Raw genomic sequence first — 13498 nt, 5'->3', positions numbered from 1 at the left:
AGGCAATGACAATGATTATACTCCTGATATCCGTTTGTAAGCTCAACGCGTAAATCGGTTCTAGTCTGACCCATCAGGTCCGGATTCCTCTCCATAATCGTCATAGGAAGGCATTGAACCGAATTGACTTCCGCTATCCCGAATTACGTAGCAGTTCCTTCCTCCATCTAAATTGTCATTATTACGATAAGTATTTCTGGGCTCAATGCCGACGTCACTATTATCAAGAGGTCGACATGGTCTTACAACACTTTCGCTATCCGTCAGTAATTCATTGGTTAAGCTATCACTTGTATACATACGTTGTGCATTTTGATAAGCATCAGCATATTTCCAAGGGTTCAATTTACTTGCTTTCTTGTAGTCTTCAAGTGCCCCCATGAAGTAACCTGCCTTTTCTCTAGCAATTGCACGATTGTAATATGCTTCAACGCATCCAGAATTAATGTCTAGTGCCTTGGTGAAATCGTCAATTGCATCGAGGTGTTTCTCTAAACCCATTCTGGCTAATCCGCGTTGGCAATAAGAGCTTGCATGTCGAGGCTTTAGTTCTATTGCTTTTGTGAAATATTCAATTGCGTCAATATAATATTTCAATTTCATCTTTATCATACCGAAGCCATAGTAAGCGCTTGCATATCTTGGTTTTAGCTCTATCGCCTTTGTGACGTCCTCGATAGCGCCCTTGTGGTCACCTAATTTTGATCTAGCAGCTGCTCGGCAGTTGTATGCCATTGCATATTCCGGATACAACTCTATTGCTATTGTAAAATCCTTAATAGCTTCACTGTAGTCAATCTTAGCTTTGGCTATTCCACGATATAAGTAAGCCTTTGAATATTTAGGGCTGAGTTCTACGGCAGATGTTAGTAACTTAATAGATGCGGTAAGGTTTCCTAATTTTAATACAGCAAGCCCTTGGTTGAAAAGATGCTCTGCTGATGCTTTTTTTGCATTAATAGATTTATTTGCAGTTGTATTCATAATTATTTTGAAATGCACATACCCGTACAGTTTATCGGGGGTGTGTAAAAACAGTTGCTAGAAATATTATATCATTTTTTATATATTTGTATGAAGAGCCCCCGTTCCCTAAGCCTATTTCTGTCGAAAGCCGAAAGCCTTGTATGGATAAACCGTCATTACGAACCTCCTTTTCGCTTTAGAGGCCCTTCCACGCCATACCAGCGTCATCCAAGGTCATAACCACCGGCAGTTTAAACCTCCAATAAAAAAATACCCCCGCGACCTTGCCTGACACACCGCGGGTCTAAATTCCCCCTGCCCGAAAAGGGCCAACTAAAAGGGAGGTTTTATGCGTGGAAAGCGGTTGCTGGTCTCCTCTGTGGCGCTGATGCTCTGCATTGTTTCATGCAGCGGCGGGAGCGTCTCGCGAAGCATGGCGGTAAAAAACCTGGGGAAGGAGAAGGTAGTCAAGACGAGCGGCAGCATTCCCGACTGGGCATTCGACAAGCCGATGTTCGTGAAAAACGGCGTCCTCTACGTAAGCGGTATGTTCACCGACGCCCCCAACCTAGGCAAGGGGCTGCACCTATCAGACGCGCTGGCCAGAGCGAAGATCGCAAAAAGCCTTCGTGAGAGGTTGCGCGACGACCTCACCTACGCCAGCGAGGGGCTAGAAGTCGAAAACACCGTCCTCGAACGCATCCTCACCTCTTCGACAGATGAAATAGTCTTAAATGGAATTTTTCAGAACAGCCAGCATTACGAAAAAAAGCAGGTCCAGACCCTTTCGGGTATCGCATATCGCTACGACTGTTTCACACTTATCGAAATGCCGCAGGCGGCCTACCTCGCGATGCTCGACAAAGTCATCAAGGGCCAAAACGGCAAGCCCGGCGTGACGGAGGAATTTCGTGCAAAGGTCGATGCCAGGCAACGCGCCTTCTTCGACGACCTTACCGGGGTAAACGCCGAGGCTGAAACACCCGCCCCTGATGGACCTGCAGGGAATGCATCTGCAGAGGCCGGAGGATCCGTAGATGAAACAACTCTCGACAGGTAGAACGCTTTTCAAAAAGATCGTTGCCTGCGTGACGTGCGCTTCGTTTTTATTGCTCGTCTCAAGCGAAGGGCTCTGCCGCAAAAAAAATAAATGCGGCCCCGATGGGGAGGTGATCATCGAAACCACCCCTGCGATCAAACCGGACTGGGTGACCAACAAGGTGCACTTCACAAAGGGGCGCTACGATTACTTCATCGGTATCTCGACGCAAAACAGGCGCCCTGAAGATGGCAAACACATGGCCATCCTCGAAGCGAAAACCTCCTTCATGCAGCACATGGGGGAGCTGATCCAGCAGAAGGAACAGGGCGTTATGACCCTCACGGAGACCGATTGGCAAAATCTCTGGGGAAGCCTTAAGGCGCCAACCTTAATCAGCGAAATGCAGCTGGAGGAATGGTATTTTGAAAAGGTAGCCGCCTACAAAAACTGCCGACCGAAATATCATTACGATGTCTATGCGCTGATAAAGATGCCAAAGGAAGCGGTGACGATAGAAAAACAGAAAGCACTGGAATACCTCAAGGGAATTCAGAAAACGGAATCGGCAAGAAGCCAGTCCCCTCTTATACCTAAGGTCGAGTTTCCTTCACGCGGCAACAAGTACGCAAAGGCGATGGAGCGCCCCCCTTCAGTCAGTTCTCACAGTTCGTATGATATGCAAGAGCCTCAATATCATCCGAGAGCGGGAGGAATGAGCGCACACTCCAAGAGCGTACTCATAAAGGCGCTAGTAACGATCGCCATTCTCGCCGGATTGAGCGTTGGGACATATTATATATACGACCACTACAGCAACAAGAAGAACAGCGCACCAGGCGGAGGAGGCGGAAATACCGGGGACATCTACATATCGGGCCCCATGCCGTGAGCGGGAGTTTTTTATGAAAAAAAACATACTTATCATACTTATGCTTCTCGCAAGCTGCGGCGGACAATACGGAGATGATATATCCGCCCCGAGGCGCCCCTTTGCCTTAAAGCTTCCAGACAAGGCGCTGGGGCTTAGCTATTCCCAGGCCTATGCCACCATCGACGGAGATCCATACAGGCATGACCTCTCACAGGATTTCTATTCTGGAGAAATCTACGGAGAGATTTACGGAGTTCCCGTTGGCATGCACACTATCGGCGTCTATCTGGAGGGAAAGACATACGACTACGACAGCTGGGTGAAAGTTCTTAGCGCGTCAGTTTCTGTGGATGTCTGCAGCGGATGCTACATAGATGCCACCTTCAACGAAGAAGACATCTTCTATCCTGACGATGATGGAGACGGGATATCAAATCTCGATGAGCTGCTAGTAGGCTCCGATCCATTCACAGCTGTTAGCTATCAGGATACGGCATTTGCAAACCTGGAAAACTACTATGGTCAGTCATACATGAACTCAGAGTACCATGATGAGTATTGCGGCAATATCCACAATGGTCTCCCAAATCCACTTAGGACGAGCATAGTCACTCTGTATATAACCGAAGCCTATAAGACGGGAAATGACATCTTCACAACAGAAGAGTCGGAGTGGCTCTTCGTAGATGCAAGTGGCGAAGAGATAGTCAGGGCGCCATACCGAAATTTTATCAATTATAAAACGCCCATACACTTCGTTATGGATGACGGGATGGTTTGCACGGGCGCACTGGAAAGTAATTACGGCTCACATGACCTCGATCTGGAATGCACCAGAGATGGACTTAGTTGCACATCTCGGTATGACTGATCAGAATAAAGGAAAGCTTATGGGACAGTGCTACAGATTCATATGTACTAAATGCAAGTGTGAGATCGAGGCACCGAGCGGCTCGGATAGCGGATTTGAATATGCAACAAAGCCGATGAGGTGCACCTCCTGCGGCAACCTCTTCGATCAGCTTATTGCAACAAATGACGGCAAAGGGTACAAGCCGGTCGAACACCCGGATCCATGTCCTAGGTGTGGAAGCGATGCCCTCGAAAAGTGGGAGCATAAAACGCGCATATGCCCCCGCTGCGGCGGAATGATGAAGCGAGGCGAGCTGTTATATCTGTGGGATTGAAGATTTTTTATAAATAAACATTCGATCAAACAATTCTAAAAACGAGTTACAATAAGACTTTGAGTTGGCTTCTGTTTTAATGGGGTTCCCCCTTCGTCGACCAGGCGCACTTCGCCTCCCTATCCGTCGTCAAAAATCAGTCCCTTTCATCTGATTTGGATGTCCTCCGCTGTCGGCCTCCAAATCAGGAAAGCGATCTGATTTTTGACTTCCGAATACGGTCGGTCTCGTAGACGCGCAAACGTCTCCTCCGGGGGAAACCCATTAAATGAGAAGTGAATATAAGGCGTTATTGCAACTAATTTTCAGACCTGTTTTATCAGATCTTGATTTGTACAAATTACTAAAATTAATCGAAATAAAAACGCCGGGTTTGGATTACAAACCCGGCGTTTTTTTAACACAGATTTACTGGTTTACCATTTTTTTGGCCGTATGTAACAAGCGCTTTGCGCTCATAAAAGTTTACCCTCAAAGGCCTACCCCTTAACCAAAAACCATTTCCATTGATGATTGCAGAGTAATCTTTTTCAAGCAATTCTAGACCTATTTCATTTTTATTTATCTCAATGCCGGTTATTTTTTTCTTGAGGATTTTTTTGCCATTCTTATTCTCAAACATTGTTTGCCAACTTTCAATTTTAATTACAGTCCTTGAAATTCCGTTTTTTAGACCAACAGCATATCCGACTCCGCATTCCCTGTCAGCGATTACCCAATTACCAAGCGTAGATTCATATGCGGTACGCCCCTTATCCATCTCGCTTCGTATATTAAAAAGCCAAACATTTTCAATACTAACAGATGGATTGACGGGCTCAGCGACAAGTTCGACTAAGTTATCTTCTGTTATTATGGAATGTTCTTTTTTGCCATGACCACTTTGCATATTTGTCAGAATGGGTCCCTCTTGAACTTTTTGAAATATATCGATCAATGCGGCTTCGACATGAATTGCTTCTTTGCGCGTTAAATTCCTTCTAACTACCGCAAGTTTAACTTCAAGACCATCATTCCAAATATCTCTTATAATTTTTTCTTTATCTGACAAAAGCTCATTGGTACTTATTTTAGTGAGGGTTGCTACCAAATGATTTTCTGGGCGCTGATTTCCCTGCGCTTCTATCCCTCCTCCAAGCCCAACATAAAATACATTATTAGTGCGAGGATCAATTAAAGCATAGACAAACCCACCCAGCTTTTCACAGTCGAGTTTCCCATTCCAAAAACTTCTCTGCATAACCTTCATGGCTTTTACCTTTCGTGGTTGGAAAACCTATTCGATACACATCTCCCTCAATTTTCCCACAATATCCACCATGGCCATTGTGTCGAGGCAGCAATATTCCTCCAGAGCTTTACGAATTTTTTCCTTATCTGAATTATCCTCTGTGAATGTAACGCGAAAATATTCCCGACTTGCATCCATGCCTTGACCGATGCTCATACTGTCGTAGGATTGCCCGGTAATAACTGGCAAAACCTTTTTAATAGAGCAGCTCCCGTTCTGCTGCGGATGATAATATGCAAAGGACCTGAACATAAGCAACGGATCAACAAAACGATTTTTAAGCGACTTAAACCATTCGGCGAATTCCGGATATATCTCAGAAGATTTCTGCAATATATTTCTTTCAAAAGATGCATTGTACGACACTATTGACCCCTTCGGACCTATGCATTTCATAAGAGCTCTCATAAAAGCTGGCCTTGGGTCATCGACGCCGTCATACAAAAAGGAAGTATGCTTAGGCTCAGAGCCTTCTTTCGCGATCTCGTGCACGGAAAACTGGAACGGTATTATCTCATAGGGACTGCCTCCATCAAACATAGGTATAGCCGACATCCATGTTTCAAAGTCCATGTAGAAAGCAGGATATTCAATATTTTTCAAAAAAGAATAAATTTCGCCCTCATCTATATGAGGCTGCCCTGTTTTTTCGCATTCGACTTGAATGCTTTGGTGTTTTGTGAGGCCGCTCACATCTACTTTGGCCAGCTCATAAATCCCGGCATTTACAAGCTGAAAAGGGAGCTCTTTGCCTCGATAAAGAAAAAATACGTTTCTCTCCGGAAGAAATGACCTGCACTTATCAAACATGGGGCAGCGAAACGGTTTTTTACAGTGGTTTCCAATTCCCGGATCCGGGCAGCAATTCGAGGCGATAGTTTCAAGCATCTTGGGGATTTGTTCTTCGGCTACCTTGGCAAACTCTTCTATGCTTGAGGTAAGGTCAATCATATTGAACAATTTGCTCGGCTCTATATCGCCATTTCTAACATAGTTTTTATTTATTAATGCCAGATAACACCTGCGAACATCGAGCCCAGCTTTTTTAGCGGCATGGAGCTGAAAACCTACGTCTAAATTATTTACATCCTTTAAATCTCCTGAACTTTTGACCTCGATAATGTCCCATCGGTTTTGATCGGAGGGAACGAGAATATCGGCCCTGAAATAACAATTCTCGGCCTTAAATGCGGCCTCAAAAATAGGAACTCTCTTTTTTAGAAGATCTTCCGTTTGAGTTAATCCATATTCAAATGATCGGCTATGATCAACTTCGACTCCATCTGGAAAAATCTTTTTCGCAAAATCACCAACAAGATGTCCCTGTTCAAAAATGTCGAGGCTGGACTTGTCGGGAGGCGGTACTTCTTCCGGGGCATTATACCTCAACCAAAGAAGCTTTGGACATTGAAGCCCACAAAGATAACGTGATTTTGACAGCGCCAGTCCCGCTCTTTTTGATTCTGACATAAATCTCCCGCACAACCGCCAAAGATGACAGTTTCCGATAAAGTTTCACAATACCAATCCACTGTCAATTCGCTACCTCAAACAAACCTTACCAGCCTGTACTTAAAGTATAAAAATTTAATCACGTCGAAAAAACCTTTCCCCAGAAGCCAAACCAGAGCGTATTTTTTCAGCCAGATCTCCAAGCTCAATGCTGAGAACCATTGCATGTGTTACAAATTCGTCTCCGGTATCTAAAAGCATATCTTCAGAAAAGTTCAAAGTGGATCCAATCGGCATGGATTCATTCCACTCTCTCCATTTGCCATTTATAGCGAGATTCAGGGATATCTGGAAAAAATCTTCGCTTGATTCAGCCACCTTATCCATAAATTCCAGCAGAACCCTGCGATATGCGGCCGAAGGCCTAAAATAATTTTCAAACTGAATAACATTGTTATTAGAACCCATAGTCCACCTCCATGCGCTGGGCTTTATCATGGAGTAGTGTCAGGAAGGGTCGCGAAGTTAAAAATTATACATCCACCCGACGACAATTAGAGCTTTATTTCCCCAAGCCGACCTCATCCCCTCGGGAAACTAGGGGCATTGATAGCTCTGAAATCATTTTCAATCCCACTTGCCGGATATATTTAGCGGCTTAAATTCTGTCGTATCGATCTCTGTTTTCACATGTCCCATATCCGGCATGACCTTCTTGAGCAGGGCAACCGCGGCCTCCTTGCGTTCCGATAAGGAAGCCCCTTCTATCTTGCCAAGCGCCAGGTCCTGAAGAAACGCGATGATCTCCTTTGCCTTTATCTTCTTACGAAGCTCCGACGTCAGAAGGTTAGAAACCCCCTTCTTACGGCCAGCCCCTTTCCTGTAACCTCCACGCGCCACTGACGCCTCCTTTTATTGACTGCCTCTATATTGAACAATATCTGCTCTCTTTTTATCCCCTCCGACTTCAAGAGATCCCAACTTTTTGAGACTTCTTGTTCTTAGGGAACTTCGCATCAGAGCTATGAATCAGTTTTATTAAGGTGATCAAAGCAACTGACTATTTTTCCTTTCGGCTTTCCTTTCATTCTGACCAGGCTCAGCAGACCTTTGCCGTCTTCATCGGTTCTTTGTTCAAATTCAATCCAATCACAAGGCAGAGTCGGGCCAGAAAAAACATCTACGATACAAAAGTCATTCCAAGATTCTTGTCCATCAACGGATTTGAAAGGTTCAAGACCTTGTGCAATCCAGAAATCAAAGAGCTTCTCATTATCTAGAGGCCCCATTGTGCCAATGCTGCAGAGATATTCGTCATACAAAACGCTCTTGCCCAAAGACAGCTTTTGCGTTTCAAGATATCCGGCAAATCCACCAATAGCGCTGCATCGATTTATCGTATCTATAGGGACAATTACGCCATAGAACTGAATATGAATCGCCACACGAACCTCCAAATAGTTATTGGCACGTCATACCAAAGGTTTGCGTCACCCAAGGTCATCCTCATGAATATCAATGCTCCAAAATTTTTGACAAACTATCAAGCTATCAATCGGTGACAAAAAAAGTCCCCTTTTTGTCCCCCTCGACTCCAAAATACTCCAAAATACTCGTCTCTCCTCCAACACCGAAAAGTGACTCATGTTATTGTTATCATTCATAAATAATCGATTTTATTCAAGGCATCGACTCTATCAAAAACTTTCGAGTGCCATTTTCGAGCGCACCACCAAAATAATTAAGTCTCGCGTCCCAGGAATTAAAATGAACCTATTTCATAAAACCCCGCACAGCTTCAGGCAGAAGATCCAAAGAAGCACGTACCGCCCTTTCCCATTTTCTCCCAGCTTTCACTGCGGTTCTCAATGCGGCCTTCAATTCCCTTCCCCGTTCTTCGGCAAGGATCGATATTAACTGACTCGCCTGGTCAAGGTCCTTCTCCCTCTTTCCGGTTTCCGTTACACTGCGATACGCCGCGACGATGAGTTTATGAATTGCAAAGCGCTCCGGACGGGGAACCGTAACCATGACCCCACCCGTCGGAGCCACCAACACCGCATCTACAGGATCCTCGATCAAAAAATCGAGAAAACGGAGGGCAGTGGCACCAGCGCCGGCTACGTGCGGCATGTGTACAACTTCCCTTCTTTTCCCGCGCAGCGGAACGAGAAAGTCGATTCGAATGCCATCCGACGTAATGTACGATGAAGGGAGTGATTTCTTCGAAAGCGGTGGCACCTCCCGACAATCCATTCCGCGCTCGGCAAAGAGCGTTTTAAGATCGACGATTTCGCTCACTATCTCAATTCGATCATCGCGGGCGATATCGATATCCTGCGTCATCAATGTTGTACGCTCGAAGACATATCCCAACATCCCTGAGTAGGCAGAATAGGCAAGCGTTCCCACCAAAACACCACGCCGATGAATCAACCCAACCTCAGAAAAACGACCAAGTAGGAGTGCCATACGGCGATCGAGTACCGGCAAACCGCTTTTCCGGAGCATAGCAGCCTGCCGAGCCTCTATGCCCTGTAGTTTTTTTAAAGTCGCTTTATCGGCGCGCATCGCTTGGCGCTGCAGCTCGATCACTTTGTCATTCTTGTCATTCGATGGACCGAAATACGTCTGCCGCGCCTGACCGCCCTCATAGCGCTGCTCATACCAGTATACCTTTCCCTTGACGGTCTTCCTGACATAGGTCTTTGCATCGGCAAGCTGCGCATCTATAGCGGCGCGTGAACGGGCAGCCTCATAGAATTCGGCGAAGAGCGTTTTTGACGCGAGATCGATTTCCATGGTTATACGTTACCATGGGATATATGTACGGGTCAACGTATAACTAGCAAGGTTCGTTTTGGCCGAGTTTTTTGGGAATGGTCATAACGACCGGGGGCCTAAGGGCAGTAATTAAGTCTCGCGTCCCCGGAATTCCGGAATTTATCCTCTCACATAGAGAGTGCCGGCCGTCCATTGAAAGATCGGCCTGCCGTACAGATCGATATATATTTCTTTTACGTTCATAGGCTCGGTCGCAGACTGGATCCTTATGCCGGGCAGAACCTCGGCAAGCCTGTTGGCGAGATTCCCTCTATTCCTGTCAAACCCTTCGCCGTTGGAACAGCTGTTTAGCACCAGATCCCCTCCCTGCTTTATGAACCTTTTCAGGCGAAGCTCGTCCCGTCCGTTTTCCACATCGGAGCTGTCGATGTATTTGAACTCGTCGCTCATCTTTCCGCCGGCGCCAAGGTCCTCTCCACCTAGCGAAAGCGTCGAAGCCGAACCATGCCCCTCGATGACGACTACATCGGCTTTCCTCTTTCCTTTCATGGTAGCGTGTTTCAGCGCCCTGATTGCGGCCCCTTCATCTCCGACCTCGTAATAAAGAACGGTAAAGCCAAGCTCCCTGAGGCGATCAACGACCGGATAGGAATCGAACGCCCCGTTTCCGTCGACCTTTGGAGAGATGACCACCGCGGTCTTGCCAACGGCCCTGCCCGGATTCAGCCTCAGCTCGAGCACACCGAGCAGCGTGTCGATCGATCTGAACCTTTCGAGGAATTCTATATCGTAGATCCTCTTCAGCGCCTTGTTAAAATCGGAGAAGTTTTTAGGCACCCTCCCCTTGAATACCCTTCTGAGCCTTTTGGAATATTTGTTTCTAATCTTGCCCCATGCATATGCGACGTCCTTAACATCCAGGCGGGACTGAAGAAGTATCCCGATACAGATTTCTGCCGACTCAGCCAGTATCTCCCTGTCGAAAAGGGCGCCATCGAAGACAGGGAGGTAGACCCCGTTTTTCACACCCATGATCATGAAGTCTCTGTCCTTCTGGAGAAGAGGATCCGCGTATTTGAAGGCCCCGTAATCTTCTTTGACCGCTATAAGAACGATATCTCTGTCCGCGCGAGACTTTGGGCCGGCGTACTGAAGCGCCATGCCGTCCTGCTCGACCGCGGCTCTCACAATGCAGGGATCGTCTCTAAGCCTCAGTGAGGCGTATTTCAGGGCCGTGCCAGAATTTCGGACCGCGGCCAAAACCACATCGGGATCGTCCTGAAGAACCGGATCGACAAACTGTAAATAGCCAGGAACTCGTTCGACTACCATCAACGCGAATTCTTTCGAAGACCACAGGCCCCATGGGACATCATATATTGCCTTGCCGTAAGCGGGGGCTATTTCAAAGGAAGGATCGAGGCCATACTTTTTCAGGATGGAATTCAAATCGCCAAAACCGGCTGCGCTTATATTTCTAAGATCGGCATAGGTGCCTTTGCCATCATCATCGCTGTCGATCAGCCTGACGATCTCTTCGTACGCCAGCTCGTCGTCATGCGAGCTGACATGAAATTCGAAAGAGCCTCCGGACAACTCTTCGAAGGCGGAGCTCAGCCTTCTGAAATCCCCTTCGGTCGCGAGGTTCCCATTGATCAAAAATCGGCCCATTTGACCTGAGCATCGGCTAAATCGTCGATTAAGTTGCTAAAAAAGGGATGTTCTGGCGAAATTTGCCAAATCGACCATTTGCAAAACCAGAAGCAAGAAATGCGCCTGTCGGATTTAATCGGGGCTGCGCTGCTGAAGCTTCAGCAGCCTGGCCACGAGGCCTATCGAGGTCGCCTGAAGGAGCACGGAGGTAAGAACTATGAAGAATATGACGTTGAAAACCAGCTTCGAATACGGAACTCCCGCCAGCATCGGAAAGGTCGCAAGGACGATGGGGACCGAACCCCTCAATCCGACCCATGAGATGAAAATCTTTTCCCGTGTGTTAAAACCTTTGATGAACGCCATGGGGAGAAAGACGCCAACCGGCCGCGCAATGAAGATCAAAACAGCCGAAATAACCATGGCTGGATAGGCGATGACGAGCAGTCGAGACGGGAAAACGAGCAAACCCAGCAGGACAAACATGATTATCTGCATCAGCCATCCGAGGCCGTCGTGAAACTCCTTGAGCCCCTCTTTCCGCGGGAAATCGTTGTGCGCGAGGATCAACCCCACGATGTAGATCGCAAGAAATCCGCTTCCTCCGACAAGGGCGGTCGCAGCGTATATTAGCAGTACCACCGAGGCCAGAAGCGGAGCGTAGAGCCCTTTATAATCGAGCTTGAATTTGCGAAGCATGAAGAGCGTCAGCTTCCCCAGAAAATATCCGGATGCGACTCCAATGCCTATCTGTTCCAAAAAATAAAGTATGAATTTCGCGCTGGAGACCTCCGCGCCCATGATGACGTGTATCACGCCTATCGTGAGCAGCACCGCGATCGGATCGTTGCTAGCCGATTCGAATTCCAGCAAGGGCCCGAGGTTTCCCTTGAGCTTGATGTTCCTTGAGCCGAGGACGGAAAATACCGCCGCGGCATCGGTGGAGGATACTATGGCGCCGATCAAAAAAGAGAACTTCAGCGGAATACCGAGAAAACAGTAAGTCAGAAATGCGACCATCGCGGCTGTGATCAAAACGCCCGCGGTGGAAAGGACCGCGCCAGCGCGAAGCACCGGCCTTATAGATGAAACGTCCGAATGAAGCCCGCCCGCAAAGATTATAAAGACGAGAGCCACGACTCCTATGAACTGCGCGACCATTGCATCGTCAAAAGCTATTCCGCCTAACCCTTCAGACCCGGCGAGCATACCTATCGCCAGAAATACCGCCAGCGCCGGGAGGGCCAACCTGCTCACCGCCTTGCTTGCGAAAACGCTGAGGACGATTATCGCTGCCGCAATAAGTAGTATGTGTTCGGTAGACACGTTTGGGTCTCCATTGAAAAATGCCGACGCTATTTTTCCGCCACCACCAACATTTCGAAATCTTCAGCAGTCAGCTTGACCGCATAATTTTCAAAGAGGGATTCGTACCATTGTTTCATGATCGCACCCGCCTATTTCCTGCGGACTGCATTTTTCAGGTCGCGCAGGATCGCGCTCTTCGCCCGATAGTAGCCGTTCTTCCAGTAGACCACATCGCTCGGAAGCGTGATCGCATTGGGATCGCCTGCCTGGGCCGCGAGAACCGATTCGCGCGGAGTCGAATACGATCCTATACTGCCGTAGCGGCCTAAGTTTCTTTTCCAGTGCGAGTCGGAACCGAAGACCGCAGGCCTCTCCCAGCTTCTCGCCATCTCCAGGGCTTTGTCGCTCTCGGCTTTTTTCATATTCATTCCGTTGATCTCAACCCAGTCGAAAAAGACCATCAGCGACCGCATCCCGGGAAAAACGCCATCGCGAAAGACGCCGTCGAAATCGAAGCCACCTCTTTTGTTGAATGAAGAGAGAGATATCGGATGATTTAGGCCGGTCATAATTTCGCTGCCCGACGCCTTCATCGCGGAAATGACGGAGATAAGTTCCGGCAAATAAAAACGCCCTCTTTCATCCCGCGGCATGGATTCAAATGTTGCGCACTCGTAGGGATTCAGAAAAACCGCGTTGAACTCCCCGTATTTCGTCTTGAACTCTATCCCCGTAAAAAGCTGGAAGTTTCCGAACATATTGCGGTTGGAATTGAGAAACCCGTGCGCCGCGATCGCTCCTGCGGTCGTATTGTGATCGGTTATCGCTATCGCATTTAGGCCGGCTGCATGGGCGGTCTGTAAAACGACCATCGGCGACATATTGCTGCATGGGGAAAAATTCGTATGGATGTGCAGGTCGAAGGCTATCATTCCAACATTCCT

The 13498-nt window shown here is 47.6% G+C and carries 14 protein-coding genes; 4 read left to right on the top strand and 10 right to left on the bottom strand.

Translation table 11 applies throughout. The features are described 5' to 3' along the window. Positions 1-60: 60 nt before the first annotated feature. Positions 61-984: a tetratricopeptide repeat protein gene (locus GX659_04495; GenBank protein NLD28049.1), complete on the bottom strand. Its 924-nt coding sequence runs from the start codon at positions 982-984 to the stop codon at positions 61-63. A gap of 331 nt (positions 985-1315) precedes the next feature. On the opposite strand from GX659_04495, the gene GX659_04490 reads away from it, so the two are divergent. From GX659_04490 to GX659_04475, 4 genes are read left to right on the top strand one after another with little or no spacing between them, the layout of a single operon-like run. Then, a complete protein-coding gene (locus tag GX659_04490; GenBank protein NLD28048.1) occupies positions 1316-2026 on the top strand; it encodes a hypothetical protein in 711 nt (236 codons plus the stop codon). After that, a complete protein-coding gene (locus GX659_04485; protein ID NLD28047.1) occupies positions 2004-2897 on the top strand; it encodes a hypothetical protein in 894 nt (297 codons plus the stop codon). The genes GX659_04490 and GX659_04485 overlap by 23 nt, the downstream gene beginning before the upstream one ends. A gap of 13 nt (positions 2898-2910) precedes the next feature. After that, positions 2911-3750, top strand: a complete 840-nt coding sequence (locus GX659_04480; protein ID NLD28046.1) for a hypothetical protein — start codon at positions 2911-2913, stop codon at positions 3748-3750. After that, positions 3743-4066: a hypothetical protein gene (locus tag GX659_04475; GenBank protein ID NLD28045.1), complete on the top strand. Its 324-nt coding sequence runs from the start codon at positions 3743-3745 to the stop codon at positions 4064-4066. Before GX659_04480 ends, GX659_04475 begins: the two co-directional genes overlap by 8 nt. 397 nt (positions 4067-4463) lie before the next feature. Here GX659_04475 and GX659_04470 read toward each other — a convergent pair whose 3' ends face one another. From GX659_04470 to GX659_04430, 9 genes are all read right to left on the bottom strand, one after another. Continuing rightward, positions 4464-5315: a hypothetical protein gene (locus GX659_04470; protein NLD28044.1), complete on the bottom strand. Its 852-nt coding sequence runs from the start codon at positions 5313-5315 to the stop codon at positions 4464-4466. Positions 5316-5342: 27 nt separating this feature from the next. Beyond that, a complete protein-coding gene (locus tag GX659_04465) occupies positions 5343-6827 on the bottom strand; it encodes a DUF2779 domain-containing protein (protein ID NLD28043.1) in 1485 nt (494 codons plus the stop codon). Between the two features lie 117 nt (positions 6828-6944). Further along, positions 6945-7277 carry a hypothetical protein gene (locus GX659_04460; GenBank protein NLD28042.1) on the bottom strand — a complete coding sequence of 111 codons (333 nt, stop codon included), beginning with the start codon at positions 7275-7277 and terminating at the stop codon, positions 6945-6947. A gap of 159 nt (positions 7278-7436) precedes the next feature. Beyond that, the gene (locus GX659_04455; protein NLD28041.1) at positions 7437-7709 is read right to left on the bottom strand and encodes a hypothetical protein; all 273 of its coding nucleotides are present in this window, start codon (positions 7707-7709) and stop codon (positions 7437-7439) included. A 122-nt stretch (positions 7710-7831) separates the two neighbouring features. Further along, complete coding sequence (locus GX659_04450; GenBank protein ID NLD28040.1) at positions 7832-8254, bottom strand: hypothetical protein; 423 nt, start codon at positions 8252-8254, stop codon at positions 7832-7834. A 328-nt stretch (positions 8255-8582) separates the two neighbouring features. After that, the gene (locus GX659_04445) at positions 8583-9611 is read right to left on the bottom strand and encodes a hypothetical protein (GenBank protein ID NLD28039.1); all 1029 of its coding nucleotides are present in this window, start codon (positions 9609-9611) and stop codon (positions 8583-8585) included. Between the two features lie 141 nt (positions 9612-9752). After that, on the bottom strand, positions 9753-11252 hold the full coding sequence (locus GX659_04440; protein NLD28038.1) for a DUF4116 domain-containing protein: 1500 nt from the start codon (positions 11250-11252) through the stop codon (positions 9753-9755). A gap of 126 nt (positions 11253-11378) precedes the next feature. After that, positions 11379-12572, bottom strand: coding sequence for a potassium/proton antiporter (locus tag GX659_04435; protein ID NLD28037.1), 1194 nt, complete (start codon positions 12570-12572; stop codon positions 11379-11381). Between the two features lie 131 nt (positions 12573-12703). Continuing rightward, positions 12704-13486 (bottom strand): PHP domain-containing protein, encoded by a 783-nt coding sequence (locus tag GX659_04430; protein ID NLD28036.1) that lies wholly within the window; start codon positions 13484-13486, stop codon positions 12704-12706. Positions 13487-13498: the final 12 nt, after the last annotated feature.

Source organism: Myxococcales bacterium (genome assembly GCA_012513515.1).
Taxonomy (GTDB): domain Bacteria; phylum UBA10199; class UBA10199; order 2-02-FULL-44-16; family JAAZCA01; genus JAAZCA01.
Note: the sequence above shows the minus strand (reverse complement) of the source record. Positions and strands in the feature narration are given on the sequence as shown.

What these genes read in the sequence shown, in the direction of transcription:
- GX659_04495 (NLD28049.1), bottom strand. Translation starts at nt 984, where the DNA reads ATGAATACAACTGCAAATAAATCTATTAATGCAAAAAAAGCATCAGCA.
- GX659_04490 (NLD28048.1), top strand. Translation starts at nt 1,316, where the DNA reads ATGCGTGGAAAGCGGTTGCTGGTCTCCTCTGTGGCGCTGATGCTCTGC.
- GX659_04485 (NLD28047.1), top strand. Translation starts at nt 2,004, where the DNA reads ATGAAACAACTCTCGACAGGTAGAACGCTTTTCAAAAAGATCGTTGCC.
- GX659_04480 (NLD28046.1), top strand. Translation starts at nt 2,911, where the DNA reads ATGAAAAAAAACATACTTATCATACTTATGCTTCTCGCAAGCTGCGGC.
- GX659_04475 (NLD28045.1), top strand. Translation starts at nt 3,743, where the DNA reads ATGACTGATCAGAATAAAGGAAAGCTTATGGGACAGTGCTACAGATTC.
- GX659_04470 (NLD28044.1), bottom strand. Translation starts at nt 5,315, where the DNA reads ATGAAGGTTATGCAGAGAAGTTTTTGGAATGGGAAACTCGACTGTGAA.
- GX659_04465 (NLD28043.1), bottom strand. Translation starts at nt 6,827, where the DNA reads ATGTCAGAATCAAAAAGAGCGGGACTGGCGCTGTCAAAATCACGTTAT.
- GX659_04460 (NLD28042.1), bottom strand. Translation starts at nt 7,277, where the DNA reads ATGGGTTCTAATAACAATGTTATTCAGTTTGAAAATTATTTTAGGCCT.
- GX659_04445 (NLD28039.1), bottom strand. Translation starts at nt 9,611, where the DNA reads ATGGAAATCGATCTCGCGTCAAAAACGCTCTTCGCCGAATTCTATGAG.
- GX659_04430 (NLD28036.1), bottom strand. Translation starts at nt 13,486, where the DNA reads ATGATAGCCTTCGACCTGCACATCCATACGAATTTTTCCCCATGCAGC.